We start from the raw sequence: 25,077 nt of genomic DNA, 5'->3' as shown, positions 1-25,077 counted from the left end.
CTAAATCAAAGGAGTTTCGTGAGTACCCCTGCCACCAAGCAACACCGTACCGATACGCACCGCATGTCCGATCCGAACTGGTGGCGCCAGGCAGCCGTCTACCAGATCTACCCGCGCAGCTTCTACGACGCCAACGGGGACGGCCTCGGTGACCTCAAAGGCATTACTGCGAAGGTTCCCTACCTGAAGGAACTCGGGATCGACGCCGTCTGGCTCAGCCCGTTCTATCCGTCAGCGCTCGCCGACGGCGGGTACGACGTCGATGACTACCGGAACGTGGACCCAAAGCTGGGGACGCTTGAGGACTTCGACGAGATGGCAGCGGCACTGCACGCGGCCGGCATCAAGATCGTGGTGGACATCGTTCCCAACCACTCCTCGGACCGCCACGAGTGGTTCAAGGAAGCCCTGGCATCGCCCAAGGGTTCGGCAGCGCGCAACCGCTACATCTTCCGGGACGGCAAGGGCGAAAACGGTGAGTTGCCGCCGTCGGACTGGGACTCTGTGTTCGGCGGACCCATCTGGGAACGCATCACCGAACCGGATGGAACTCCGGGCCAGTGGTACTTGCACATCTTCGCCAAGGAACAGCCGGACTTTAACTGGGAGAACCCCGAGATCCGCGAGGACTTCCTGAAGACCCTCCGCTTCTGGTCGGACCGCGGCGTGGACGGCTTCCGCATCGACGTGGCCCACGGCATGGCCAAGGACCTTAGCGAGCCCCTGCCAATGAAGGCCGACCTTGAGGCAAAAGCACACGGCACGGACGGTTTCGTCGATGGCTCCCACCCCTTCTGGGACCGCGACGAAGTCCACGAGGTCTACGCCGAGTGGCGCAAGCTCTTCAACGAGTACAACCCGCCGCGAACTGCCGTTGCGGAAGCCTGGGTCCATGAGTCCCGCCGTGCCCGTTACGCGAGCCCCGAAGGACTCGGTCAGGCCTTCAACTTCGACCTCCTGCAGTCGGATTTCGATGCCGCCTCGTTCAAGAAGATCATCACGGACAACCTGGTGGCAGCCAAGGAGTCCGGGGCATCGTCCACGTGGGTCTTCTCCAACCACGACGTCGTCCGGCATGCCACCCGCTACGGCCTTCCCAAGGGCGGTTCCGTCGCGCAGGGGACCAACGCCGCGCAGGACATCACCGGCGGCGAGCCCAAAGGCCAGGACGGCAAGGGTTGGCTGCTTGCCGGCGCACCGGCCGAAGAGCTCGACGTCGAACTCGGCTTGCGTCGCGCCCGCGCCGCTACGTTGCTGCTGCTTGCGCTTCCCGGCTCCGCGTACCTCTACCAGGGCGAAGAGCTCGGCCTGCGTGAAGTGACGGAGATTCCCGACTCCGAGCGCCAGGACCCGTCATTCTTCCGGAACCCGGGTGTCGAAATCGGCCGCGATGGCTGCCGTGTTCCGCTGCCCTGGACGTCGGAAGGTTCCTCCTTCGGCTTCGGCGAAGGCAAGGCGCACCTGCCCCAGCCAGAGTGGTTCGCGGACTACGCCGTCGCCAAGCAGGATGGCGTTGAAGGCTCGACGTTGGAGCTATACCGGCGGGCACTGCACCTGCGCAGTGAACTGCAGACCGATGAGGAACTCGAGTGGGTGGAAACCGGCAACCCTGAACTGCTGCACTTCAGCCGTCCCGGCGGCTGGCACACCATCACCAATTTCGGCGGGGAACCCGTTGAACTGCCTGAAGGCGAAGTGGTTGTAGCGAGTGGACCGCTGGAGAACGGCAAGCTTCCCTCCGATACCACTGCCTGGATCGTTGCCAAGGCCTAGGATGCATATGACCAAAGCGAACGGGCCCGGACGGCTCATTTATGGATGCATGGGTCTCGGCGGTCCTTGGGACGGCACCTCTTATGATGCTGCCGAGATTGAGCAGGCCGCTGCCGTAATTGAGGCCGCGCAAGGGATTGGCATCGAATTGTTCGATCACGCCGATATCTACCGCAGCGGCAAGTCGGAGGCTGTCTTCGGTGAAGTCCTGGCCCGTTCGCAAGGCCTGCGCGAAAAGATCACGCTGCAGACAAAGTGCGGAATCCGGTTGGGGGAGCGGGGCCTGCAAACCCACTACGATCTCAGCCGGGAAGCCATCCTGGAAAGGGTCAATGAGAGCCTCAAACGCCTTCAAACGGATTACGTGGACGTCCTGCTCCTGCACCGGCCCGATCCCTTGATGGACGCGCGGGAGGTGGGGGACGCCGTCGGGCAGTTGATTGCAGAAGGCAAGGTGCGGCAGTTAGGTGTGTCCAACATGTCCGGGGCGCAGATCGCGTACCTGCAGGATGTGTTGGAGATGCCCATCGTGGCGAACCAGCTGGAGATGAGTTTGCTCCGCAGCGACTGGCTGGAGAGCACTGTGCTGGTCAACAACCCTGGGGATCGGGCATACAGCTTCCCGCACGGGACCTTGGAGCATTGCATGGCCCACGGGATTGAGCTTCAGGCCTACGGCTCGCTTGCCCAGGGCCGTTACACGGGGGCGAAGCCGGAGGAGTTGTCTGCGGCTGAGTCGGCGACGGCGGTGATGCTCAAGCAGCTGGCCGCTGAGCACGGAACTACCCCGGAATCGGTGCTGCTTGCTTGGCTGATGAAACATCCGGCCAGGATTTCCCCGGTAGTGGGAACCACCAGCCCTGCCCGTATCGAAGCATGTTCCGATGCTGCCGTGGTGGCGAAGGACATGACCCGGGCCCAGTGGTACGGCCTCTGGACGACGGCCCGCGGAAGCAACCTTCCTTAAACCCAACTGAGTCGCAGTTCGTGTCGCTATCAACGCTCAAAACGACATCTACTGCGACTCAGTTGAGTTAAAACAGCAACACATAAGCCCTCCTACGAAAGCGGCGCGACCACGGAGTACGTGCTGGAATCACCCTGGATGGCCTGGCTCGGCTTGCCATCCACACCCACCGGAATGTCGCCCGCGATCGTCACGCGGTTCAGCTTGCGCGGCTGGCCATCGTAGTTGTCCGGCGCGTAGTGCTGCGTGATGCGGTTGTCGAACAAGACCACCTGGTTGGGCTCCCAGTTCACGCGGACCACGTTCTCCGGGCGAGTCACGTACGCCTGCAGCAGGCGGATGATGTCCTTGGACTCAGTGTTGGACAGTCCCACGATCCGAAGCCGCTGCGCGAAGCCCCCAATGAACAATCCGCGCTCGCCGGTCAAGGGGTGGACCCGCACCACGGGGTGGGCGGTTTCGAACTTCAGCCGGGTGAACTCCTTGCGGCGCTCCTCAGCGTTGGAGTGCTCAAGGTTCTTCGGTACGGAGTAGTCGTAATCGTTGGTGTGGATCGCCCACAGGGTGTCCGCGAAATTACGCAGTTCCTCCGGGAGGTCCTGATAGGCGCCGGCTGAGGACGCAATCAAGGTCTCGCCGCCGTATGCCGGGAGGTCGATGCTGCGCAGCGTCGAGGCCTGCGGCGGGTTGACCACGAAAGTAACGTCCGTGTGCCAGTTGTTGGCTGAGCCGTTCTCGCTGTCCACCGGCAGGACATTCTCCTCGCCGTCCACGGAGGCTACGGTGGGGTGCGCCTTGGTCAGCGGCCCGAAGTGGGAAGCGAACTTCACCTGGGCCTCGTCGCTGAGGATGTTGGCCTCGCGGAAGACCAGTGCTTTGTGCTCATTCAGTGCTGCGCGGATCTGGGCCACCGTTTCTGCACTGAGGTCTCCGCTGATGTCCAGGCCGCGGATTTCAGCGCCGATGCGTGAGCCCAGCTTGGCGAATTCGAGCCTGGTTTCGGTAATGGTGGTCATGGTTTTTCCTTACTTGTTGTGATGGTTGTGGCAGGTGCCACGGGTAGAAAAATCAGGAAGCTGCGGCGCCGACTGCGGTCCGCCAGCGGGAGAAGTGGCGTTCAAGGGCCACGAGCAGGAAGTTCACGCCCAGTCCCAGCAGGGACACTGTGAGGATGCCCGCGTACATGTCCGGGATGAGGAAGCTGCTTTGGGCGTTCACGATCAGGTAGCCGAGACCCGCCTTGGCCCCCACCATTTCGGCGGCGATGAGCACCAGGATCGAGGCCGTGCCGGCCATGCGGATACCGGTGAAGATCGTGGGAACCGCGGAGGGCAGGATGACCTTCTGGAAGAGCCTGAAGCTGTTCAGGCCCAAGGAACGAGCAGCCCTGATCAGCAGAGGATCCACGGTCTTCACTCCGGCGATGGTGTTCAGCAATACCGGGAAGAACGCGGCGTACGCCACGATGCTGATCTTCGATTCCTCGCCAATGCCCAGCAGCAGCGTGAACACCGGCAGCAGGGCCAGCGCCGCAGTGTTGCGGAACAGTTCCAGCAACGGGTTCAGGACCGAGTTCAGCCGCCCGTACCAGGCAATCAGCAGGCCCAACGAAACACCCGCCACCAGCGCCGCACCGAACCCGGCCACTGAACGTGTGAGGCTGGCTGCGATGTGGCCCTGGATGGTCCCGGCTTCGAACAGCTTGCCCCATGCCAGGAGTACCTCATGCAGCGGTGGCAGGAACACGCGGGTGGAGGGGCTGGCCAGGTACGTCGGCCCCAACTCCCACAGCGCCAGGAACGCAAGGATCGCCGCGGACTTCCACAGACCCGACCCAAGGGTCGAGGTGACCCGTCGCAGCCTGCCAGGTACCGGCGTCGTGCGTTCCGTGACGGGCACCCGGGTTTCGGAAGGCTCGACGGCGGTTGCCGGGCCAGGCACGGAGGTGGCGGTTTCTGCCTGCGTCAGGGTGGTTGTCATCAGGCTGCGCTCCTTGCAGTTGCAGTGAGTGGGGTTGTTGCCGGTTCGTCCGGTGCGCTGCCATCAGGCAGGATTTTGCGGTGGCCGGCGTCCTGGGCCCGGCGGACTTCGTCGTGCAGGAGGGTCCACACCTGGTGCCGGTGCGCCACGAAAGCGGGGTTGGAGCGGATGTCCTCATCGCCGTCGCGGTCCGGAATATTGATGTCCACGATTTCCTTGAGCCGGCCCGGCCTCGCGCTCAGCACAGCCACGCGCCCGCCCAGGTATACGGCCTCGTCGATGCCGTGGGTGATGAACACGATCGTCTTCCCGGTGGCCTTCCAGATCCGGAGGAGCTCGTCCTGCAACTGCTCACGGGTCTGGGCGTCCAAGGCGGCGAACGGCTCATCCATCAGCAGCACATCCGGCTCATACGCCAGGCTGCGGGCGATGGCGACGCGCTGCTTCATGCCGCCGGAGAGCTCGTGCGGGTAGCGGTCTTCGAAGCCAGCCAGTCCCACCAACGCCAAGTACTCGCTGGCTTTCGAGGCCCGTTCGCGGCGGCTCAACTTTCGGCCGTCCGGACCTTTCCCTTCCAGGCCGATCGAGACGTTGGCAGAGGCCGTCCGCCACGGGAACAACGCATACTGCTGGAACACCACAGCCCGGTCCTTGCCAGGTCCTGTCACTGTCTTGCCGTCCACCAATACCTCTCCCGAGGTGGGCGTGGACAATCCGGCAAGCAAGTCCAGGAGCGTGGTCTTTCCCGAGCCGCTGGGCCCCACCAATGTGAGGAATTCGCCGTCGCGGACGTCCAGGCTGAGGGAATCGATGGCTGTGAGCGTCGAGGCGGGGGCGGACTTGGTAGCCCGGACCGTGAATTGTTTGGTGACATTCCTGAGGCTGATCTTCGCTGTCATGGTTATCCCTTCTTCGCCAGATCGTTGAAATCGTTGGTGTAGTACTTGGACGGCGTCAGCTTGTCCTTGACGATTCCCGCCGAGTTCAGCCACGACTCCCACCGCGTGAAGTCCTGGTCCTGGATGACCCCGGCGTCCGGGACACCCGGGCTCTTCCAGAACTTGAGGTTGGCGGTGCTTTCGTTGCGGCCGCGGTTTTCGATGATCTTGGTGAAGCGGGCAATCACCTCGTCGCGGGGTGTTTCCGCCGCCCACTTGATCGCTTTGGCCACACCCGTGGTGAAGGTGCGGGTGGTGTTCGGGTTCTTCTCTATGAAGTCGGAGCGGAGCACGATCTGCCCGCCGGCGAAGTTGCCGAACAGTTCGACGTCACTGAACAAGGAACGCAGCCCGCCGGATTCAATGGCGCGGTCCTGGAGTACCCCGCCCAGCGTTCCTGCATCCACCTGGCCGCGTCGGATCGCTTCTTCGGTGTCGTTCGGTGCCAGCGGAACCAGCTGTACCTGCTTGATGTCGTCCTGGCTCAGTCCGTTCTTGGTCAACCACGTGTTGATGACCGCTTCATGGTGGGCGCCCAGGGTGTTCACGGCGATCTTCTTGCCGATCAGGTCGCGGGGTTCCTTGATGGGGCTGTCGGCCTTGACGTAGTAACCGCTGAAGGTCTTCTCATCCGAGCCGTAGTAGTTGACCACTGCCTTGACGGGCGCACCGGCTTCGATGAGCTTGACTACGGCGCCGGAGAACGCGCCGCCGAAGTCCGTCTGGTTGGTAGCCGCCGACTGGATGTCCTGGGGGCCGCTGGTGGTGTTGCCCACCCAGTTCAGCTTCAGGTCGCCCAAATAGCCGAGGTCTGCTGCCAGTTCAGGGAAGGTCACGTTGTTGGCTGAACCCTGGTAGCGAAGTTCCTTGACTTCGTTGCCTGGCTGGCCGCTTTGTCCGGCTTCGGCTGCACCGCCGCAGCCGCTCACCGTCAGCGCAAGTACGACGGCGGCCGCGACGCTCAGGAGGGGCAGATGCAGTTTCATGGGAGCTACTTTCGATGGAGTGAGGTTGGTTGGGTGGCCGGTTGCGGCAAGTACGCGGGTACTTGTGCAATGGCTTGGGAACGATGAAAGCCCATGACGACGGCGGCTGGGAAGCGGAGCGGTAACGCCCGGAAACCCTGCGAAACAGCTCGAAACGGGGCGAAATCCTGAGCCATGCCCAGCAACGGGGAGACTCAAAGACGCCGTGTTGAGATCCGTGAACAACAGCGACAGGCAGGCCGGACATGACTGGCGCGGACCGCCGTCGGGAGTTCATACTGCGGGACTCGACAGTCATATGGGGTTTAGTTCGTATTGATCCTCACAAGGAAGGCGAATTCTTCGCCTTGCGGGCGGCAGGGCAGATACGGTAGATACATGACGTCTAGCATCGCCGCCGAATCCATTCGGCCCACCCGCAACATTCCCGCCGACATCGCCCGTTCATGGCTTCTCGTAAATGCGATGAAAACGGAGCTTTTCGACGAATCCGCGGGCTCGCGCGCAGACGCCATCATCCTTGACATCGAAGACGCCGTGGACCCTTCCCAGAAGGACGCCGCACGCGAAAACGTCGTGAACTGGCTGACCGCCGGCGGCCAGGCCTGGGTACGCATCAACGATGCCACCAGTAACTTCTGGGCTGACGACCTCGCCGGATTGCGCGGCACGCCCGGCCTGCTGGGCGTGATGCTCGCCAAGACCGAGTCCGCCGACCAAGTCACCGAGTCCTACCACCGCATGGACGGCAAGACTCCCGTGATTGCCCTGGTGGAGTCTGCCCTCGGCATCGAAGAGGCCAACCACATTGCACGCGCACAGGGTGCCTTCCGCCTGGCCTTCGGTTCGGGCGACTTCCGCCGCGACACCGGAATGGCGGCCACGCCGGAGGCCATGGCCTACCCGCGCGCCAAGCTCGTTGTGGCCAGCCGCGTTGGCAACCTGCCGGGCCCCATCGACGGCCCCACCGTCGGCACCAACCACCCCATCCTGCGCGAGCAGACGGGCATCACCGTGACCATGGGCATGACCGGCAAGCTCTGCCTGGCCATCGACCAGACCACCGTGATCAACGAGGTCATCAGCCCCACGCCCTCGGACGTGGCCTGGGCTACGGACTTCATGAACGACTTCGAGGCCAACGGCCGGGTAATCCGCGACGGATCCGACCTCCCGCGTTTGGGCCGCGCCGAAAAGATCATGAAGCTTGCCGTGGCTTTCGGAGTGCAGCCTTCCCTCTAGGCATGCTGGTCAGGTAGAGATGCTGGTCCATGGTGTGGTGTGGGACTCTTCGTCTCCGGCTTTGAGGATGTTCTCGCCGGACGCAGAGTTCACTGATATTGCGTTGGCCCGGGGCTCAGCCCTGGGCCTGCGCGTTATCCCTGGTTTGTGGTGCCTGGGGCACACCAAGGTGCACGGCCCGGGCAACCGCACGCATGTACCGTGCCGCAGCAGCTCTCCGGCCGAGCGGGGCAAGCAATGCGGGACGTGTTTTGCGCGTGACGATTCCCGCTTGATGCACGACTTCCACCGTGGCGGTTCGGTGCCAACGGGTCTGCGTGCCTACCTGATGCAACCGCACTGGTTGTACGTGGCAACCTTCGCCAACGGAGCCACCAAAGTTGGAACCGCCTCAGCGCCACGGAAGTGGAACCGTCTGGCCGAGCAGGGGGCCGTCCATGCTTCCTATGTTGCGCACGCCGAGGACGGCCGCGTGGTCCGGGTCCTCGAAGATCTCGTGACCAGCGAGTTGGGCCTTGTCCAGCAAGTCCGTTCCGCCGCGAAGGTGGCAGGCCTCGTAGAGCCGCGTGCCGCCGTCGAGCTTTCCGCCGTGAACCGGCAGCATGCCGGGCGCGTGCGTGAACTGCTGGGCGGGCTGGCCATGACGGGCTTCGCTGTTGTTGAGGAAGAGTGGGAGCGGCCCGCCTTGGCTGAGGCCCTGTGCACTGTGCGGCCCGGCGCCGGAATGCGCCATCCCTATCCGGCAGCGTTCGACGACGGCGGGCACGGACTGCGGGTTCACTCACTGTCCGGGGCCATCGCCTTGGCTGGGCTGCCTGATGCTTCGGGGAACGAGGTTGAGGGCAGCTTCGTGGCTGATCTGGGCGCATTGAAGGGCCGGAAAATCGAATTCGGTCCGCACACCACGGAGATCCCCGCGCTGCAGGACTCGCTTTTCTAGTCCTGTGCGCCGAGGGGTTAGCTCTCAACGCTATCCCTCGCGCCGAGGGGTTAGCTCTCAACGCTATCCCTCGCGCCGAGGGGTGAGCTCTCAACGCTATCCCTCGCGCCGAGGGGTTAGCTTTCAACGTTATCCCTTGCATTTTCCCGCGAGATCCAACCCCTCGGCAAAGTCACGCAACGTACCCCGGTAGACTTGGACGGTGCTGGAACAATTCTGGGCTACCGCCTCCACCTCCTATAAAGTGCTGGTTTTCAGCGCCATGGGGCTGATCGCTGTAGGTCTCATCCTGTCCATTGTCGGAAACACCTCGGGTAACCAGGGGCTGGCCCTGGCGTCACTGCCCGTGATCGGTGCAGGGCTCATCCTCCACGTCATCGGACTGGTTGTTCGCGGCCAGAAAATCCGCAAGAGCTACAAGAAGTAACCTCCCTGCCGGCGCCACTCTGCCTGCACGCCCGCCGCCCGATAGGGTTGGAGCATGAGTATCAATCCGGACCTGCAGGGCCGAAGCTACCCTGCCGCAGAGGTATACGACGTCGGCCGTGAAAAAATCCGCGAGTTTGCCAAGGCCGTGAAGGCCAGCAACCCCGCGCACTTCGATGTTGAGGCAGCAAAGGCCCTGGGCCACAGCGACCTCGTCGCCCCGCCAACTTTTGCCATCATCGTGGCCCAGCGTGCTGACGCCCAGCTTGTTGAAGATCCCGAGTCGGGCATCGACTTTTCCCGCGTTGTCCACGCAGACCAGCGGTTCACGCACCACCGCGCCATTGTTGCCGGCGACCGTCTGGTGGCCGAACTGCACGTCGACGGCGTCCGGGCCATGGGCGGGGGAGCGATGATCACCACCCGCTCCGAGATCTCCACCGAGGCCGGCGAAAAGGTTGCCACCACGACGTCGTCCATCCTGGTCCGGGGAGAGGGACAGTAACCATGAGCCACACATTCGAAGAACTCAGCGTTGGCCAGGAGATTGGCACCCGCAGCATTGAAGTCACCCGGCAGGACCTGGTCAAGTACGCCGGGGCGTCGGGGGACTTCAACCCCATCCACTGGAACGAAGCCTTCGCCACGTCCGTGGAGCTCCCCGGCGTGATCGCCCACGGTATGTTCACCATGGGGGCCGCAGTGCAGTTGGTGAGCGATTGGGCAGGCGACCCCGCCGCCGTCGTCGACTACCAGACCCGCTTCACCAAGCCCGTACTCGTCACGGACACCACGGGTACCGATGAAGCCGGCGCCGTCATCGACGTCACCGGCGTGGTGGGAGCGCTCGACGCCGACGCCCGCACCGCCCGCATCGATCTCACGGTTGTTGCCGCGGGACAGAAAGTCCTCATGAAGTCGCAGGCGGTTGTGAAGGTCTCTTGAACCAACAGAACGCTCCTTCGCGACGCGCCACTCCGACTGAAATGTCGCGGTGGCGCGTCGCTGTTCTGGCCTCCTACGCCGCCAGCGGCATTGCCTTCGCGACGTGGGTTTCCCGGCTCCCAGCTATTCGTGACGGACTGGACCTCACCCCCGGCGGCATCGGACTGCTGCTGATGTGCATGACCGTGGCGTCCTTCGTCTCCATTTCGGCGTCGGGCCTTATCGTGTTGCGGCTCGGCCCCAAGCTGACCACGAGGATCGGCAGCTCCATGGTGGGGGCAGGGCTTGTCATCGTGGGTATTGGAACCTCGATTGCCGCCAACCCACTCGTAGTGGCTGCGGGCCTGGTGGTTCTTGGCCTGGGTACCGCCAGCTGGAACACGGCATCCAACGTGGAAGGCGCGGCCCTCGAGCGTGCGTTGGAACGCCACATCATGCCGCACCTGCACGGTGCATTCAGTTTGGGGACCGTTGCCGCTGCAGGGTTCGGGGCCTGGGCTGCCGCCGTGCAGATACCCGTGGTTTGGCACTTCCTGATGTCGGGCTTGGTAGTGACGGCTTCGGTGGTGGCTGCTGGTTTCTGGTTCCGGGCGGAAAAGACCGCCCAGGCCACCACAACGTTCCGGCCCAGTGAAACAGATACATTCCAGGATCCTTCCACAGGCCCGCTACCCGTGATCACCCCGGGTCCCGACGCTGGTGAAGGCAGCACCCCTGCGCCGCTGGACAATAAGCGGTTGGTGGCCCTCGCATGGCGCGATCGCCGGACCCTCCTGATCGGCGTCCTCGTCCTCGGTTTGGCACTGGCCGAAGGTGCGGCGGGGGACTGGGTGGCGTTGGCGCTGGCCGACGGACACGGGCAAAGCGACGCCGCCGGCGCTGTAGGCTACGGCGTGTTCGTGACTTTCATGACCATTGGACGGTTCACCGGGGCAGTCATCCTCGACCGTTTCGGGCGGGTACTGGTGATGCGCTGGTGCTCGGCCACCGCCGTCGTGGGTCTGGCGCTTTTTGTCTTTTCGCCCGTTCCCTGGCTTGCCTTCGTAGCGCTGGCAGTCTGGGGACTGGGTGCTTCGCTGGGCTTCCCAGTGGGAATGTCCGCCGCTGCCGATGACCCCGTGCATGCCGCCGCCCGCGTTTCCGTGGTGTCCACCATCGGCTATGGCGCGTTCCTGTGCGGACCACCGCTGCTGGGACTGCTGGCCGAGCACTTCGGCATTTTGCATTCCCTGTTGGCGCCACTGGTGCTGCTGGTTGTCAGCTTCTTCCTGGCGCCCCTCGCCGGCAAAAAGAAGGCCTCGTCCGTAGAGCCCAGCCAAGCCCGATAGGCTTGATTGGTGACCCAGATGCTTCTTTCAGAATTGACCACTGCTGCCGTCGGCGGCCCCGCAGGGAACTACGTTGAAGCCCGCACCGAAGCAGAAATCATCGACGCCGTCCGCTCGGCCGACGCCGCGGGAGACAAACTCCTCATCATCGGCGGAGGGTCCAACCTCCTGATTTCCGACGACGGCTACCCCGGCACAGTCTTGAAGATCGCGTCCGAGGGCTTCGTGGTGAACTCCGAGGACAGCTGCGGTGGTGTCTCCGTGGTGGTCCAGGCGGGCCACAACTGGGATGCGCTGGTGGAGTACTCCGTGCTGCACGCGTGGTCGGGTTTGGAAGCGTTGTCCGGCATCCCCGGCGCCACCGGAGCTACGCCCGTGCAGAACGTGGGAGCTTATGGGGCAGACGTTTCACAAACCATCGCTGCCGTGCGGACATGGGATCGCGAGCGTAACGCCGTCCAGACCTTCACCAATTCGGAGCTGAAGTTTGGTTACCGTGACTCAATCCTGAAGCAGACCACCGTTGATGGCTCACCGCGCTACGTGGTGCTCACGGTGGAGTTCCAGTTGCCGTTGGGCCGGATGAGCGCCCCGATCCGCTATGCCGAGTTGGCCCGGGTCCTGGGAGTCGACGCCGGCAAGCGCGCCTACTCGAACGACGTCCGCCGGGAAGTCCTGCGGCTCCGCGCATCCAAAGGCATGGTCCTGGATGCCGCCGATCGCGATACATTCTCCACGGGATCCTTCTTCACCAACCCCATAGTTCCCGCTGAACGGGCCGCAGGACTTCCGGAAAATGCCCCCAAGTACCCCGCAGGTTCGGACGGCCTGGTGAAGCTCTCCGCTGCCTGGCTGATCGATCAGGCAGGCTTCGGGAAGGGCTTCGGCCTCGAGGAGTCCAGTGTTTCCGGGGGGAGGGCCTCTCTGTCCACCAAGCACACCCTTGCCATCACCAACCGTGGCTCGGCTTCGGCGGCGGATATGGTGGCCATCGCGCGCGAGGTGAGGGCCGGCGTCGTCGAGCGCTTTGGCATTGAACTGCACCCGGAGCCGTTGCTGATCGGCCTCTCCCTCTAGCCCCATCGCGAGGGGTGAGCTTTCGACTCTTTGGGTGTGGCTTAGAGGTGAGATGTCGCCCCTCGGCGCGCCGGGGGTTTTGGCGAGGGGTGAGCTTTCAACTCTTTGGGTGTGGCTAAGAGGTGAGACGTCGCCCCTCGGCGCGTGGGGGTTTTGGTGAGGGGTGAGCTTTCGACTCTTTGGGTGTGGCTAAGGGGTGAGACGTCGCCCCTCGGCGCCTGGGGTGTTTTGGTGAGGGGTGAGCTTTCAACTCTTTGGGCGTGGCTAAGGCGTGAGACGTCGCCCCTCGGCGCGCGGGCGGAAGAGTTAGCGCGTGCGGCGTTCGGCGATCGGGAGCACCTTGTTGAGCAGCAGGAACGTGAGCCCGCAGCTGACCGACCCCAACAGGAAGATCTGGCTGAACGCGATACTCTGCGGCGACGGTCCACTGGGCATGAACATCCCGGCGGTCGCAAAGCCGACCAAGCCAAGCAGCAACACTATGGCTCCGAGGAGGAAGCTGCGGACCTGTGCCGCGGCGGCAGGGTAATACCAAGGTTCGGGGGCGTCGTCATGGCGATCCGACGTCGGCTGGCTGGCCGCCGCCGTACCGATCAGCAGCGCCGCCGCAGCGGTCGCCACAAGGCTGATGGTCTGGATGGCCTGCATGGAGGGGGAAAGGCTGACGCCCGTTCCCACCGCCACGATCAGCCCGGAGCCAAGTCCCACGAGCGTGCAGAACCAGCCGGCGGTAGCCAACCACCGGCTCAACGGCCGCACAAACGGAGCGAGATCACCAAAAAGCATGACCCCATCCTAGGATCCGCTGCTGGGTGACGGCTGGGAGGCGCGGCAAGGTTCCCTGTGCTCGGCGCTCCTTTTAGGATGAAGCATGCCTGCACCCCTCACTCCACGCGTCATGGGCCGCTTGCGGCTCGCCAACCAGGGCCTGTTGAGCACGGGTTTTCCGACGGTTCCCGATGCCGTCCGGTGGATGACTGCGATGCAGGCACAGGACCTTGGCGCCGCGTTGTGGGCGGTTGGGCAGCGGGTTCCCGGCACTGCGGCTTCGGATGTCCGTGCGGCCCTCGACGCCGGAACGGTGGTCCGCTCGTGGCCGATGCGCGGAACCCTGCATCTGCTGGCGCCGGAGGACCTCCGCTGGATTCTGGGCATCACCAGTGGCCGGCTGATGAATATGGTGGCCGGCCGCCATCGCGAGCTCGCCATTACACCCGACGACATCGCCCACTGCCGGGACATCGCCTTCAAAACCACCGAAATCCGCAAGGCTGAAGGCGCACCGGGTGCAACACGCGAGCAGCTCTTCCAGGCGTTCGAGGAAGCCGGCCAGCTCACCAAGGCCCAGCGGGGCATTCATTTGCTGGGCAGCCTCTGCCAGCGTGCATGGTTGGTTCAAGGACCCATGGCGGTGTCCACCGGCAAGGTTGGGGTGCAGCAACTCTTCGTACCGTTCGACGAATGGATCCCGGAATCGAGGGACCTGGGCCGTGCTGAAGGCATCGCCGAGATGCTCTTCCGCTACGTCCGGAGCCGGGGGCCCGCCACTGTGAAGGATTTCTCCTGGTGGAGCCAAATCCCTTTGACCGAAGCGCGCGCCGCCCTGAAGGAGGTGCAGGACCGCCTGGTTGAGCTGCAGTACGGCGGCAACAGTTATTGGTTGTCGCCCGAGTCAGCCGGAATGCTCGACGACGGCGTCCCCGGCTCGCGCTCGTTGCTGGCTCTGCCGGGCTTCGACGAATATCTGCTCGGTTATCAGGACCGGAGCCTGGTCCTTGCCCCTGAGCATGCGGAGTTGGTGGTGCCCGGCAAGAACGGCGTGTTCAAGCGGATCATCGTCGCCGGGGGTGAAGTGATCGGGACATGGACGAGGAGTGCCAACGGCAAGACCATCAGTGTTGCTCCGGAGCCGTTCGTGGGGACGCTGGGTCCGGCCGCCGAGAGGTCGTTCCAGACCCAAGGACGGTCATATCTGAAGTTCATGGCGGGCTGAACGTCGAAAAACCCGCTGCTCTGTTGCAAGCCGGCAACGGAACAGCGGGTTTCGGAAGTGGAGCAGGGAAGCTTAGAGCTTGCCCGTCACAATGTTGAGCATGCGGCGAAGCGGCTCGGCCGCGCCCCAAAGGAGCTGGTCGCCCACGGTGAAGGCACTGATGTACTCCGGGCCCATTTCGAGCTTGCGGATACGGCCAACCGGGATGTCCAAGGTGCCGGACGCGGCGACCGGGGTCAGGTCTGCCATGGAGGCTTCCTTGGTGTTCGGAACAACCTTGGCCCACTCGTTGTCCTTGGCCAGGAGGTTTTCGATCTCCGTCACGGACAGGTCTTCGCGCAGCTTGAGCGTGAGGGCCTGGGAGTGTGAGCGCATGGCGCCGATGCGGATGCACAGGCCGTCCATGGCGATGTGGTCCTTGCCCGCGGTGCCGGTTCCGGTGCCGAGGATCTTGTTGGTCTCGACGCCGGCTTTCCACTCTTCCTTGGACTGGCCGTTGCCGAGGTCCGCGTCGATCCAGGGAATCAGCGAGCCTGCAAGCGGCACGCCGAACTGGGTGGCGTCGACGCCCGTGCGCTGGGTGGCCAGGACCTTGCGGTCGATCTCCAGGATGGCCGATGCCGGGTCCTCGAGCTCGCTGCTGACCTCGCTGTTGAGGGTGCCGAACTGGTTGAGGAGCTCGCGCATGTGGCGGGCGCCGCCGCCGGAAGCGGCCTGGTACGTCATGGACGTACCCCACTCCACGAGGTTGTTCTTGAAGAGTCCGCCCAGGCCCATCAGCATGCACGAGACCGTACAGTTACCGCCGATGAAGTCCTTCACGCCACCGGAGAGTCCGGCGTCGATGACGTCGCGGTTGATGGGGTCCAGCACGATGATGGAGTCATCGTTCATGCGGAGGGTGGAAGCGGCATCGATCCAGAGGCCGTCCCAGCCGCGGCTGCGGAGTTCGCCGTGGACCTGCTTGGTGTAGTCGCCGCCTTGCGCGGTGACAATAATCGGCAGCTTGGCAAGCGTCTCGATATCGAACGCATCCTCGAGCTTGCCTGCCCCATCAGCGAAGGACGGGGCGGCACCTCCTGCGTTCGAGGTGGAGAAAAATACCGGGTTGATGTTGGCGAAGTCGTTCTCGTCCTGCATGCGCTGCATCAGGACGGAGCCGACCATGCCACGCCAACCGACCAGTCCTACGGACGGATTAGCTGCTGTAGTCATGGATCAAGTCTAGACTTTCGGCGCCGCCTGCCGCTGTTGGTTACGTCACCCGTAAAGCACGACGCCGGAACGCACCCACGCGGGCCTGGGCCGGACAGCGGGAGGCTAGTTCCCGGCGTCGGGCCCTTGCGGCTCCTGCAGCAACGCTGCCTTGCGGGCGCGCAGCGCGAAGAACGCGCCGAAGGTAAACACCTGGGTTACGACCACCAGCACAATGATTCCAACGATTTTGTTGCCACCCAGGATCATGGTCAGGCCAACAATGGCTGAGAGCAGGGCGAAAAGCGGCAGCAGCATGTAGCCCAGCACGAACAGGGTTTCGGGTTTCTTCAGCATTGCCTGCATGTCCTGGTTTCCTAGCTTTCGTTCCGGCGCCACGTGGTGAACCGGTAGTTGGTGCCGTTCTTGGACGTGAGCCAACCCTCGGCGGGTGCCACGGTGTCAAAGGTCCAGTCATCGCCGAGCTCGGGGGCGTAGGTGTCACCCTGGACGTCGGTATCGATGATGGTGATCACCGCCAGGTTGGCGATGCCCATGGATTGGCGGTAAATCTCGCCGCCGCCGACGATCCACACCTTCTGGCCACCCGGCGCAAACTGGGACTCCAGCAGGGCCTCGTCCAGGGATGAAACCACGACGGCGCCCTGGGCCTCGGGCGTGGAAGCCCACTTTTCGTTCCGGGTCACCACGATGTTGGTGCGGCCCGGAAGGGGACGGTACTTTTCGGGGAAGGATTCCCAGGTCCTGCGGCCCATGATGACCGGGTGTCCGGTGGTGATCTGGCTGAAGTGCTTCATGTCTTCGGGCAGCTGCCACGGCATGGTGCCATCCTTGCCGATGACCCCGGAGGTGGTCTGTGCCCAAATCATGCCGATGCCGGTCATTTTGGCGGCGGTTTCCTGGGTGAAAATGACGCCGGGGAGCTGGTCCGGGGCGGGAGAGGCATCGCTCATACTGCGATCGGAGCCTTGATGGTGGGGTGGTGGCGGTAGCCCACAACCTCGAAGTCATCCACCGTGTAGTCAAAGATCGAGTCCGGCTTGCGGAGGATCTTCAGCTGCGGGTACTCGTACGGTTCGCGGCTGAGCTGCTCGGCCACCTGCTCCACGTGGTTGTCGTAAACGTGGACATCCCCGCCGGTCCAGACGAATTCGCCGGGTTCCAGGCCGAGCTGCTGGGCCACCATGAGCGTCAGGAGCGCGTAGGACGCGATGTTGAACGGGACGCCGAGGAAGGTATCGGCCGAGCGCTGGTACAGCTGGCAGGACAGCTTGCCGTCGGCCACATAGAACTGGAAGAACGCGTGGCACGGAGGCAACGCCATGTCCTTGAGCTCGGAGACGTTCCACGCGGAAACGATGTGCCGCCGGGAGTCGGGATTGGCTTCGAGGCTCTTCATGAGCTCGGAAATCTGGTCAATGTGGCCGCCATCCGGGGTGGGCCAGCTGCGCCACTGCACGCCGTAAACGGGGCCGAGCTCGCCGTCGGCAGCCGCCCACTCGTCCCAAATGGAAACGCCCTGGTCTTGCATCCACTTCACGTTCGAGTCCCCGCGCAGGAACCACAGGAGCTCCACCGCCACGGACTTGAAGTGGACCCGCTTGGTGGTGATCAGTGGGAAGCCCGCTGCGAGATCGAACCTCAACTGGCGGCCGAAGACGCTGCGCGTTCCGGTTCCGGTGCGGTCCGATTTGTGCGTGCCGTTGGCCATGACGTCGCGCAGGAGGTCTTCATACGGGGTGGGGATGCTCACGGTTCCAGCTTACTGGTCAGCCTGCCTCGAACCAGATCTATGAGAGTGTCGTCACGAAGGCCAGCGGCGCGAGCCGTCCGGATCAAGCGGTCGACGGCGGCAATAACCGCCGCGTCTGCGCCGGCCTGGCCGTTCGGCACTGCAGGCGGGCCGACGACGACAGTCCCGTTCCGGCGTCGTGATTCAATCAGTCCGGACTGCTCAAGCTCCTTGTAGGCGCGGGCCACCGTCCCGGCAGCGATGCCGAGATCCGCCGCAAGGCTTCGCACGGTGGGCAGGCGGCTGCCCGGCGCCAGGACCCCGACCGTAATCAAGGAACTGAGCTGCCTGCGGATCTGTTCGTAGGGCGGAACCGGGTCTGCGAGGTCGATCGTGATCCCCGCGGTCATTGCGCGCGCTCCTCCTGCTGCGTGTGCTCGTCGCGGGGAATGTCGCGGAAGAGGCTGCGGACAGGTGTTACCGCAGCGGCGACGGCCGCAACGGCGAGGACAACGCCTGCCATGTACACAGGACTTGGCCCGAGCTGATTGAAAGCCGGGAACAGCGTGCCCCATGCCTCAGCGTTGCCAAGCAGCATCACCGCTGCCTGTGCCAGGAGGAATGCCGCCAGGGTTCGGACGACACGGTACATCGAAATGGCGCGCAGCGCGGCGTCAAGTCCGCCGCTGTGCTCAGGTTCGGGAAGACCACGACGACGGCGCGCGGCCAGGATCGCGGCGGCCCCCACCACCCCGACGCCCAACGTGAGGAGGAGGTAAGCCGGCCAGGTAGGTGGCCCGTATTGGAGTGCTTGGGCAGTGCCAGTCATGACGATGGTTACGGCAAATACGGCGGCCGACACAATGGTGAAGGTGAGCAATCCCTTCGACACCGCCTGCCGCGGCCATTGAAGGGGCGCCTCCGGGGCGCCGTGATTCCGAGCGATGAGCAGCTCGCCCGCGGCTATGGTGAGCAGGACCAACGCGGCGGACACGGACACGACGATCGCCGGGGCGAGCAGGCCCCGGCCTTCTACGGGAATGAAGCCGAACCAGAACACCAAGGTCAGAAGCGGCAAGGCGCCCGCGACTCCAAGGACCGCTCCAAGGGACACGCTGAGTTTGGCTGCGCCATGCGTACGGGGATCGGCGCGGAGAGCGGTGCCACTGGTGGCCTTCCTGGTTATCAGGAGCGAGGGAAGAACAGGGACCCGCCACCACCACATGACCAGCAGGACTGCCATGTTGACCAGGCCGAGCACGTTGAACCACGACGATTGCCACGTGGCGCCGGGCTCCGGGAGTGCACTGAAGTTGCCGGCGATGCTTGCCAGCCCCGCAGCGATGGTGGCGACGGTTCGGAGCAGGCGGTTGGCCGCGATGGCCCGGAGTGCCCGGTTATCCTCGCCATCAAGTGTTTCCAACTGGCGGCGGCGTGCAATCAGCAAAAGGACCATCCAGGTGCCGATCGCGAGGACAGCCAGGCCGCTGCCCAGCCACCCGGCAAGTTCCGAACCCGCGATCCTGCCGTCCTGCCCATGACCTGTATAGACCGTCGTCCCTTCCGGCGACGGGGGAGAAGGGGTTGGAAGCACGGCAGAATAGGCCGGTTGCGTAGCGACTGTGGCTATGGCGACGGCCGCGTAGGCAAAAATCAGGGCCGTTACCCATGCGAGTTTCCGGGGCAGGAAATCGCGGATTCTACGGACGGTGAGTTCGGCATACCTGCGGGGTGCTTTGGGTGCCGGATAGCTCCATTGGCCCAAGGCGTGGGCTGCCAAGGCTGCTGCGATGGGCCACGCCAGTGCCGAAAACAGCCCTTCTGAAGTGAAGGGCGCATTTGATGCGGTTGGATCGGCCCGGATGATGCCTGAGTTCATGGCCCCCTGGAGGGAACTGGCCATCCATCCAATGATGCCGACCCACAGCCCGTGGGATTCCACGGACTTGGCATCCGGCTTGGACCATACCTGGACCCTCAAAAACAAGTAGACAAGGACGGCGCCGATGGCCGGTCCCAGGATGAGCAGCGGTGGCAGGTAAAAGGACAACGAAAGACCCCCAAGTCTTTTTAATCAATGTGTCAAGTATTTGATACAAAAACCCGGGGGTCAACCGCAGCGGAACTAGTCGTCGAAAGGCTTGACCTGCTCCACCGAGACGATCTTCCTTTCAGATCCCCGTGCTACCTGGCAAACAATGACCTCTCCCGGGGAAAGGAACGGATCCTCGGCGGGAAGGACGGCGCGCAGGTTTTGCGGCATGTGCTGGCCCAGTTGCTTCAAGGCCGTGGGCAGCGCCGGCCGGTGCGTGCACACCGCGATGGGGAGCTGTTTGTCGAACAATGCCTCGATGGCTGCTGCCGTCTTTTTCGGAGAACGCTGATGGTGGTGCTCGGTCAGGGCTTCCACCAACTTGACCTTGGCCCCGGTGGCTTTCGCATAGGGCGCGATGGTCGCAACGCAACGGGCCCAGGGGCTGGTAACCAACCGCTGTGGCTTCCAGACATTCAGCAGGCGCTGCACGGCGAGTGCCTGCCGTTGGCCCGTGGCCGCCAGAGGACGGTCACCCTCTGCCTTGGTCCAGGACGATCGCGGCTTGGCTTTGGCGTGCCGGATCAGCACCAGGGGCCACGTGTCCAGCTCCCCGCGGACGTGAGCCTTTTCCAGATACTCCAGGGGCTTCACGTCCGACGGGTTGCTGAGGAAGGACGCTGCGCGGTCAGGGCTGCACCACATCACGCTGTCCACTTCCTTGCCATCTGGACGGAGTGGTTCGCCGTTGACCCTGGCAGCCCAGTACTGAACTACCTTCAGGCCTGCGGAGACGTGGTAGTGAATGGCAGGCAGGGGGATGCCCAGAGGAGCCTGGAGGCCTATCTCTTCCCACACTTCACGGGCAGCGCACTCCGGAACTGTTTCGCCGGCGTCGAGCTTTCCCTTGGGCCACGACCAATCGTCGTAGCGGGGCCTGTGGATCAACAGAACCTCCAGGGCACCTTTGTTCAGGCGCCATGGAATGGCGCCGGCAGCCACGACCGCTACCGGCTCGCCGGGGTGGTCTGTCTGATCCTCCACGGGGGTATCGCTGTTCAACTCTGTCCTTACCGACGTGCCGAGGCGCGCTGGCGCGAACGTGAGTCCAACAGCCAGGACTGCATATCCAACAGCGGCTTGCCGTCCGCATCCAGGTGGTGCCTGTTCCAGTGTCCCTGGTTGTCCAGGTGCCAGCTGGCCGTTTCGTCGTCAACGTAGCGGCTCATGAGGTCCATGACTGTGTTGATGTCTTCCTTGCTGGCGAGCTGAACCAGTGCCTCCACCCGGCGATCCAGGTTGCGGTGCATCATGTCGGCAGAACCGATGTACACAACGGGTTCGCCGCCGTTGCCGAAGGCGAACACCCGGGAGTGTTCAAGGAAGCGGCCCAGGATGGACCTGACCGTGATGTTCTCGCTCAAGCCGGGGACGCCCGGGCGGAGGGAGCAAATGCCGCGCACCACGACGTCCACCTTCACACCTGCCTGGGAGGCGCGGTAGAGGGCGTCAATGATGGCCTCGTCAACCATCGAATTGACCTTGATCTGAACCAGGCCGGGAACGCCGGCGCGGGCATTGCGGATCTCGGTTTCAATACGGTCCACCAAACCGGCCCGGACGGAGCGGGGCGCCACGAGCAGTCTCTTGAACGTGGACTTCGGTGCATAGCCGGAGAGCTGGTTGAAGAGCTTGGAAAGGTCCTCGCCCACCTGTTCGTTGGCGGTCAGCAAACCAAGGTCTTCGTAGTAGCGCGCAGTACGCGGGTGGTAGTTGCCCGTACCGATGTGGCAGTAGCGGCGAAGGCCATCCACTTCCTGTCGGACCACCAGGGACAACTTGCAGTGGGTCTTCAGGCCGACGATGCCGTACACCACATGGACGCCTGCCTGTTCAAGCTTGCGGGCCCAGGAAATGTTGGCTTGCTCGTCGAAACGGGCCTTGATCTCCACCAGGGCCAGGACCTGCTTGCCGGCCTCCGCGGCGTCGATCAGCGCATCCACGATGGGGGAGTCGCCGGACGTCCGGTAGAGGGTCTGCTTGATGGCCTGGACCTTGGGATCGGCAGCGGCCTGTTCCAGGAACGCCTGGACCGAGGTGGAGAAGGAGTCGTACGGGTGGTGGAGCAGGATGTCCCTGCGGCGCATCGCAGCGAAGACGTTCGCTGCCTTGGAGGTCTCGGACTCGTTGAGGTACCGCGAGGTGTGCGGGACATGCTTGGGGTAGTGGAGATCGGCGCGATCGATACTGCTGATCGCCGACAATCCCCGCAGGTCCAAGGGCGCGGGCACGGAATAGACCTCTGACTCTTCAACACCCAGTTCGCGGATGAGGAGGGCCTTGATGTTCGGGTTGATGTCCGTGGTCACTTCAAGGCGGACGGGAGGGCCGAACCGGCGGCGCAGGAGTTCCTTCTCCAGCGCCTGCAGGAGGTTCTCGGCGTCGTCCTCTTCAACTTCCAGGTCCTCGTTGCGCGTGACGCGGAAGGTGTGGTGCTCCAGGACTTCCATGCCCGGGAACAGCTTGTCCAAGTGGACAGCGATGACTTCCTCCAACGCGATGAACCTGGCCACGCGGCCGGGGATGGCACCCGCGCGCGGCCCGTCCACCGAAATGAGGCGTGGCAGCTGGTCCGGAACCTTGACGCGGGCGAACAGCTCCTTGTCGCTGATCGGGTTGCTGACGATCACCGCCAGGTTCAGGGAGAGCCCCGAGATGTAGGGGAACGGGTGGGCCGGATCCACCGCTAGGGGCGTCAGGATGGGGAAGACCTTCTCCTGGAACATGACGCTGATCCGCTGGCGGGCATCTTCGTCCAGCTCATTCCAATGCATGAGGTGGATGTGTTCGTAGGCCAGGGCGGGCCGGATCTGCTCGGCGAAAACGCGGGCGTGGCGTTCCTGGAGCTTGTGGGCTTCTTCGCCGATCTGCTCCAACACCTCGATGGGGCTGAGCCCGGCGGGGGAGGGAACGGCAAGTCCCGTGGCAATACGGCGCTTGAGGCCGGCCACGCGGACCATGAAGAACTCGTCCAGGTTCGAGGCGAAGATCGAGAGGAAGTTGACCCGCTCCAGCAGGAACAGATCGGGGTCCTCGGCAAGCTCCAGCACGCGGGAGTTGAAGGCAAGCCAGCTGAGCTCGCGGTCAAGGAAACGATCCGGTGAGATGTCGCCTTCGGGTTCCAGGCTCGGGGCGAATTCGGGGATGTCTATGCGGTCCTGGGTGGCCCGCGAGGCCGGCACTTCCGACGATCCGAAGCGTGGGGGCAGTGTCGCCCCCTTAGAGGTGGATCCGGCGATGCCGACGGGGTCCGGCTGCATGGGGCTCTCCTAAGCTCAGGACTGGGTTTGTCTCCCACACTACAAGCAATCGTGGTGTCGGAATCCAAAGAGCCGCCGCCTTTCCCGGCAGCAATCCCGCCAGGTTAATTTTTCGTTAACGGACCGTACATAACATCGGTGTCCCAGCGGACGAAGCCAAGTTTCTGATATAGGGCCACAGCAGCCTGGTTATCGGCGTCCACGTACAGCATCACCGCGTGCAGGCCCTTGTCCTGGAGGTGGCGGATGCCGGCAACCGTAAGGGCCTTACCGAGTCCCAAACCCTGTGCCGCCGGCGTCACTCCCACCACGTAGACCTCGCCAATGGCAGGGTGCGGGCCTTGCCGGGCGTGGACTTTCGTCCAGTGGAATCCCAGGAGTTCACCGGCGTCGTTGACAGCCAGGAGGAATCCTTCGGGATCGAACCAGTCTTCGGCTTTTCTTGCTTCGAGATCCTGCAGGGTCATGGAACCCTGCTCAGGGTGGTGGGCAAAGGCGGCCCGGTTGGCGGCAAGCCAGGCTTGCTCATCCCGTCCCGGGACGAAGGCGCGGAGCGTGACGCCGTCCGGGAGGCCGGCGTCGGGCAGTGCGGATGTGGAGGACATCAACCGCATCTTCCACAACTCCCGTGCCGGTCCGTAGCCGAAGCGGGTAGCCAGCTGCGCGGCAGCTTCATGGTTGCCGTGCGACCACGCGCTCAGGCCCTCGAGGCTCCGTTGGTTCTGGAGGGCGGCCAGGAGCCGCCCGGCGACGCCCTGGTTGCGGTAGCTGGGGTGGACGGCCAGCTCCAGCACGCCGCTCGCGTCCGGCGCTTCAACGACGACGGCGATTCCCGCCAGGTCTTCGCCCGTCGCCGGATCCGAATCCTCGTCCTGGGCATAAAGGGCGAAGGACACCACGGAGTGGTCGCCCGCGTCGGCACCGCGCAACATCACCAGGGTCTGCTCGGACAAAGGCGGATTCCCGTCCGACTCTTCAGCTGCGACGGCGAGGGTCTTGAAATCCTTGAGGAGCTCGGCGTCCAAGGCGCCTTTGATGATCAGTACGGGCCAGTTCTCCGGGTGCGCGTGACTCATGATGCAAGGCTATACGCCCCGGGCAACCCCCGTGATTTGATGTCCCGGCCCATCGGCTGTAGTGTCGTTATCTCATTCGGCTTCGGCCGGGTACAGGGGGGATCCACCAGTGGGGTGGCCTCGATACGTTCGACCCGTATGTCCTCCACAAACGCAGTACAAAGAAGGCCGGGATCCACGTGGATCCCGGCCTTTGGTTTTGAAACGAAATCTCAGGCTTCGGAGAGCTCGTCGTCAGGCAACCGCACCAGGGTCAGCCTGTATCCGACGTTGCGGACCGTGCTGATCAGGTTTTCGTGGTCCACGCCCAGCTTGGCGCGGAGGCGCCGGATGTGGACATCCACCGTTCGGGTTCCTCCGTAGTAGTCATAGCCCCAGACCTCCGTCAGCAGTTGCTGGCGGGTAAATACCCGGCCAGGGTGCTGCGCCAGGTACTTGAGGAGTTCGAACTCCTTGAACGTCAGGTTCAGGGGCTGGCCGCTGACCCGTGCGGTGTAGCTCGCTTCATCGATGACGACGCCGGCGGCCCGGATTTCGGTCTGGGTTTCCTCTTCGCCCGGTACAGCGCGCGCCATGGCCAGCCTGATCCGTGCTTCCACCTCTGCCGGGCCGGCCGAGTCGAGCACGATGTCATCCACGGCCCAGGCTGAGGACACGGCAGCCATGCCGCCCTCCGTGAGGATAAGCATCAGGGGAGCGCTAAGGCCCGTGGCCTTCAGAAGCTGGGTCAACGAGCGGGCCCCAACCAGGTCCTTGCGGGCGTCCAGGAAGACGATGTCCGTGGGATCGGTTTCGAGCAGGGCGGTCGGTTCTGCCGGGAGGATGTGCACACGGTGGTTCAACAACTCCAAGGCAGGCAGAATGTCCACCGAAGAGCCGGTGCTGTTCGTCAGGAGCAGGATGTGCGACATAGTTCCTCCAATGGGCTGTACGCGCATCATCGGGCGTCGAAACCGGAGTTTCACCGGTCGGTCCCAGCGCCATGCGGCCTTTGCCCGTTGTGACGGGATCGAGGCCAGGACAGTGCGCTGTTGAAGTCTGAGTATACCCATCAGTGCCCTGCGACACATGGATTCGTGACGGGCTGGCGGGGGAATTACGACATAT

Annotated in this window: 25 protein-coding genes; 10 read left to right on the top strand and 15 right to left on the bottom strand. The window is 63.8% G+C overall.

All coding sequences use genetic code 11. The features are described from left to right. The first annotated feature begins 18 nt into the window (after positions 1–18). Both PJL15_RS08710 and PJL15_RS08705 read left to right on the top strand, forming a co-directional pair. Positions 19–1,773 (top strand): glycoside hydrolase family 13 protein, encoded by a 1,755-nt coding sequence (locus PJL15_RS08710; RefSeq protein WP_281450751.1) that lies wholly within the window; start codon positions 19–21, stop codon positions 1,771–1,773. 7 nt (positions 1,774–1,780) lie between these two features. Then, positions 1,781–2,740 (top strand): aldo/keto reductase, encoded by a 960-nt coding sequence (locus tag PJL15_RS08705; RefSeq protein ID WP_281450750.1) that lies wholly within the window; start codon positions 1,781–1,783, stop codon positions 2,738–2,740. A 92-nt stretch (positions 2,741–2,832) separates the two neighbouring features. On the opposite strand, the gene PJL15_RS08700 is transcribed toward PJL15_RS08705, so the two are convergent. From PJL15_RS08700 to PJL15_RS08685, 4 genes are read right to left on the bottom strand one after another with little or no spacing between them, the layout of a single operon-like run. After that, entirely contained in the window at positions 2,833–3,756 is a 924-nt protein-coding gene (locus PJL15_RS08700; protein ID WP_281450749.1) for a TauD/TfdA dioxygenase family protein, read from the bottom strand. A 52-nt stretch (positions 3,757–3,808) separates the two neighbouring features. Further along, the gene (locus tag PJL15_RS08695; protein WP_281450748.1) at positions 3,809–4,720 is read right to left on the bottom strand and encodes an ABC transporter permease; all 912 of its coding nucleotides are present in this window, start codon (positions 4,718–4,720) and stop codon (positions 3,809–3,811) included. Next, entirely contained in the window at positions 4,720–5,619 is a 900-nt protein-coding gene (locus PJL15_RS08690) for an ABC transporter ATP-binding protein (protein ID WP_281450747.1), read from the bottom strand. The genes PJL15_RS08695 and PJL15_RS08690 overlap by 1 nt, the downstream gene beginning before the upstream one ends. Before the next feature lie 2 nt (positions 5,620–5,621). After that, entirely contained in the window at positions 5,622–6,644 is a 1,023-nt protein-coding gene (locus PJL15_RS08685; protein WP_281450746.1) for an ABC transporter substrate-binding protein, read from the bottom strand. Between the two features lie 378 nt (positions 6,645–7,022). Between PJL15_RS08685 and PJL15_RS08680 the strand changes: the two genes are divergently transcribed. The 7 genes from PJL15_RS08680 to PJL15_RS08650 all read left to right on the top strand — a co-directional run bounded on the left by PJL15_RS08680 (position 7,023) and on the right by PJL15_RS08650 (position 12,602). After that, complete coding sequence (locus tag PJL15_RS08680) at positions 7,023–7,886, top strand: HpcH/HpaI aldolase/citrate lyase family protein (RefSeq protein ID WP_281450745.1); 864 nt, start codon at positions 7,023–7,025, stop codon at positions 7,884–7,886. Between the two features lie 19 nt (positions 7,887–7,905). Next, the gene (locus PJL15_RS08675; RefSeq protein WP_348651482.1) at positions 7,906–8,826 is read left to right on the top strand and encodes a DUF2797 domain-containing protein; all 921 of its coding nucleotides are present in this window, start codon (positions 7,906–7,908) and stop codon (positions 8,824–8,826) included. Between the two features lie 202 nt (positions 8,827–9,028). Then, positions 9,029–9,253, top strand: a complete 225-nt coding sequence (locus PJL15_RS08670; RefSeq protein WP_281450743.1) for a DUF3188 domain-containing protein — start codon at positions 9,029–9,031, stop codon at positions 9,251–9,253. Between the two features lie 54 nt (positions 9,254–9,307). After that, complete coding sequence (locus tag PJL15_RS08665) at positions 9,308–9,757, top strand: FAS1-like dehydratase domain-containing protein (RefSeq protein WP_144648633.1); 450 nt, start codon at positions 9,308–9,310, stop codon at positions 9,755–9,757. 2 nt (positions 9,758–9,759) lie between these two features. Then, positions 9,760–10,197: a MaoC family dehydratase gene (locus PJL15_RS08660; RefSeq protein WP_281450742.1), complete on the top strand. Its 438-nt coding sequence runs from the start codon at positions 9,760–9,762 to the stop codon at positions 10,195–10,197. 41 nt (positions 10,198–10,238) lie between these two features. After that, positions 10,239–11,525 carry an MFS transporter gene (locus PJL15_RS08655; protein ID WP_281450775.1) on the top strand — a complete coding sequence of 429 codons (1,287 nt, stop codon included), beginning with the start codon at positions 10,239–10,241 and terminating at the stop codon, positions 11,523–11,525. Positions 11,526–11,534: 9 nt separating this feature from the next. Next, positions 11,535–12,602, top strand: a complete 1,068-nt coding sequence (locus PJL15_RS08650) for a UDP-N-acetylmuramate dehydrogenase (RefSeq protein WP_281450741.1) — start codon at positions 11,535–11,537, stop codon at positions 12,600–12,602. 306 nt (positions 12,603–12,908) lie between these two features. Here PJL15_RS08650 and PJL15_RS08645 read toward each other — a convergent pair whose 3' ends face one another. Further along, a complete protein-coding gene (locus PJL15_RS08645; protein WP_281450740.1) occupies positions 12,909–13,388 on the bottom strand; it encodes a hypothetical protein in 480 nt (159 codons plus the stop codon). A gap of 85 nt (positions 13,389–13,473) precedes the next feature. Here PJL15_RS08645 and PJL15_RS08640 point away from each other — a divergent pair, with 85 nt between their 5' ends. Next, positions 13,474–14,595 carry a winged helix DNA-binding domain-containing protein gene (locus PJL15_RS08640; protein ID WP_281450739.1) on the top strand — a complete coding sequence of 374 codons (1,122 nt, stop codon included), beginning with the start codon at positions 13,474–13,476 and terminating at the stop codon, positions 14,593–14,595. A gap of 72 nt (positions 14,596–14,667) precedes the next feature. Here PJL15_RS08640 and asd read toward each other — a convergent pair whose 3' ends face one another. From asd to PJL15_RS08590, 10 genes are all read right to left on the bottom strand, one after another. Further along, positions 14,668–15,810: an aspartate-semialdehyde dehydrogenase gene (gene asd, locus PJL15_RS08635; RefSeq protein ID WP_281450738.1), complete on the bottom strand. Its 1,143-nt coding sequence runs from the start codon at positions 15,808–15,810 to the stop codon at positions 14,668–14,670. A 105-nt stretch (positions 15,811–15,915) separates the two neighbouring features. Then, positions 15,916–16,146 (bottom strand): NF038396 family protein, encoded by a 231-nt coding sequence (locus tag PJL15_RS08630; RefSeq protein WP_281450774.1) that lies wholly within the window; start codon positions 16,144–16,146, stop codon positions 15,916–15,918. A 20-nt stretch (positions 16,147–16,166) separates the two neighbouring features. Further along, a complete protein-coding gene (locus PJL15_RS08625) occupies positions 16,167–16,763 on the bottom strand; it encodes a dihydrofolate reductase (protein WP_281450737.1) in 597 nt (198 codons plus the stop codon). After that, entirely contained in the window at positions 16,760–17,563 is an 804-nt protein-coding gene (locus PJL15_RS08620) for a thymidylate synthase (protein ID WP_281450736.1), read from the bottom strand. The genes PJL15_RS08625 and PJL15_RS08620 overlap by 4 nt, the downstream gene beginning before the upstream one ends. Then, complete coding sequence (locus tag PJL15_RS08615) at positions 17,560–17,952, bottom strand: GntR family transcriptional regulator (protein ID WP_281450735.1); 393 nt, start codon at positions 17,950–17,952, stop codon at positions 17,560–17,562. The genes PJL15_RS08620 and PJL15_RS08615 overlap by 4 nt, the downstream gene beginning before the upstream one ends. Further along, positions 17,949–19,592: a hypothetical protein gene (locus PJL15_RS08610; protein WP_281450734.1), complete on the bottom strand. Its 1,644-nt coding sequence runs from the start codon at positions 19,590–19,592 to the stop codon at positions 17,949–17,951. Before PJL15_RS08610 ends, PJL15_RS08615 begins: the two co-directional genes overlap by 4 nt. 75 nt (positions 19,593–19,667) lie before the next feature. After that, positions 19,668–20,636, bottom strand: coding sequence for an NUDIX hydrolase (locus PJL15_RS08605; protein WP_281450733.1), 969 nt, complete (start codon positions 20,634–20,636; stop codon positions 19,668–19,670). An 8-nt stretch (positions 20,637–20,644) separates the two neighbouring features. Further along, positions 20,645–22,894: an RNA degradosome polyphosphate kinase gene (locus PJL15_RS08600; RefSeq protein ID WP_281450732.1), complete on the bottom strand. Its 2,250-nt coding sequence runs from the start codon at positions 22,892–22,894 to the stop codon at positions 20,645–20,647. A gap of 104 nt (positions 22,895–22,998) precedes the next feature. Next, positions 22,999–23,970, bottom strand: coding sequence for a mycothiol synthase (gene mshD / locus PJL15_RS08595; protein WP_281450731.1), 972 nt, complete (start codon positions 23,968–23,970; stop codon positions 22,999–23,001). A gap of 212 nt (positions 23,971–24,182) precedes the next feature. Then, entirely contained in the window at positions 24,183–24,881 is a 699-nt protein-coding gene (locus tag PJL15_RS08590) for a winged helix-turn-helix transcriptional regulator (protein ID WP_018776718.1), read from the bottom strand. Between the last annotated feature and the right edge of the window lie 196 nt (positions 24,882–25,077).

It is taken from the genome of Paenarthrobacter nitroguajacolicus (assembly GCF_029952445.1).
Lineage (GTDB): Bacteria > Actinomycetota > Actinomycetes > Actinomycetales > Micrococcaceae > Arthrobacter > Arthrobacter nitroguajacolicus_B.
This window is presented reverse-complemented; position numbering and strand designations above follow the sequence as displayed.

What these genes read in the sequence shown, in the direction of transcription:
- PJL15_RS08705 (WP_281450750.1), top strand. Translation starts at nt 1,781, where the DNA reads ATGACCAAAGCGAACGGGCCCGGACGGCTCATTTATGGATGCATGGGT.
- PJL15_RS08700 (WP_281450749.1), bottom strand. Translation starts at nt 3,756, where the DNA reads ATGACCACCATTACCGAAACCAGGCTCGAATTCGCCAAGCTGGGCTCA.
- PJL15_RS08695 (WP_281450748.1), bottom strand. Translation starts at nt 4,720, where the DNA reads ATGACAACCACCCTGACGCAGGCAGAAACCGCCACCTCCGTGCCTGGC.
- PJL15_RS08690 (WP_281450747.1), bottom strand. Translation starts at nt 5,619, where the DNA reads ATGACAGCGAAGATCAGCCTCAGGAATGTCACCAAACAATTCACGGTC.
- PJL15_RS08685 (WP_281450746.1), bottom strand. Translation starts at nt 6,644, where the DNA reads ATGAAACTGCATCTGCCCCTCCTGAGCGTCGCGGCCGCCGTCGTACTT.
- PJL15_RS08680 (WP_281450745.1), top strand. Translation starts at nt 7,023, where the DNA reads ATGACGTCTAGCATCGCCGCCGAATCCATTCGGCCCACCCGCAACATT.
- PJL15_RS08675 (WP_348651482.1), top strand. Translation starts at nt 7,906, where the DNA reads ATGCTGGTCCATGGTGTGGTGTGGGACTCTTCGTCTCCGGCTTTGAGG.
- PJL15_RS08665 (WP_144648633.1), top strand. Translation starts at nt 9,308, where the DNA reads ATGAGTATCAATCCGGACCTGCAGGGCCGAAGCTACCCTGCCGCAGAG.
- PJL15_RS08660 (WP_281450742.1), top strand. Translation starts at nt 9,760, where the DNA reads ATGAGCCACACATTCGAAGAACTCAGCGTTGGCCAGGAGATTGGCACC.
- PJL15_RS08655 (WP_281450775.1), top strand. Translation starts at nt 10,239, where the DNA reads ATGTCGCGGTGGCGCGTCGCTGTTCTGGCCTCCTACGCCGCCAGCGGC.
- PJL15_RS08645 (WP_281450740.1), bottom strand. Translation starts at nt 13,388, where the DNA reads ATGCTTTTTGGTGATCTCGCTCCGTTTGTGCGGCCGTTGAGCCGGTGG.
- PJL15_RS08640 (WP_281450739.1), top strand. Translation starts at nt 13,474, where the DNA reads ATGCCTGCACCCCTCACTCCACGCGTCATGGGCCGCTTGCGGCTCGCC.
- asd (WP_281450738.1), bottom strand. Translation starts at nt 15,810, where the DNA reads ATGACTACAGCAGCTAATCCGTCCGTAGGACTGGTCGGTTGGCGTGGC.
- PJL15_RS08630 (WP_281450774.1), bottom strand. Translation starts at nt 16,146, where the DNA reads ATGCTGAAGAAACCCGAAACCCTGTTCGTGCTGGGCTACATGCTGCTG.
- PJL15_RS08625 (WP_281450737.1), bottom strand. Translation starts at nt 16,763, where the DNA reads ATGAGCGATGCCTCTCCCGCCCCGGACCAGCTCCCCGGCGTCATTTTC.
- PJL15_RS08615 (WP_281450735.1), bottom strand. Translation starts at nt 17,952, where the DNA reads ATGACCGCGGGGATCACGATCGACCTCGCAGACCCGGTTCCGCCCTAC.
- PJL15_RS08600 (WP_281450732.1), bottom strand. Translation starts at nt 22,894, where the DNA reads ATGCAGCCGGACCCCGTCGGCATCGCCGGATCCACCTCTAAGGGGGCG.
- mshD (WP_281450731.1), bottom strand. Translation starts at nt 23,970, where the DNA reads ATGAGTCACGCGCACCCGGAGAACTGGCCCGTACTGATCATCAAAGGC.
- PJL15_RS08590 (WP_018776718.1), bottom strand. Translation starts at nt 24,881, where the DNA reads ATGTCGCACATCCTGCTCCTGACGAACAGCACCGGCTCTTCGGTGGAC.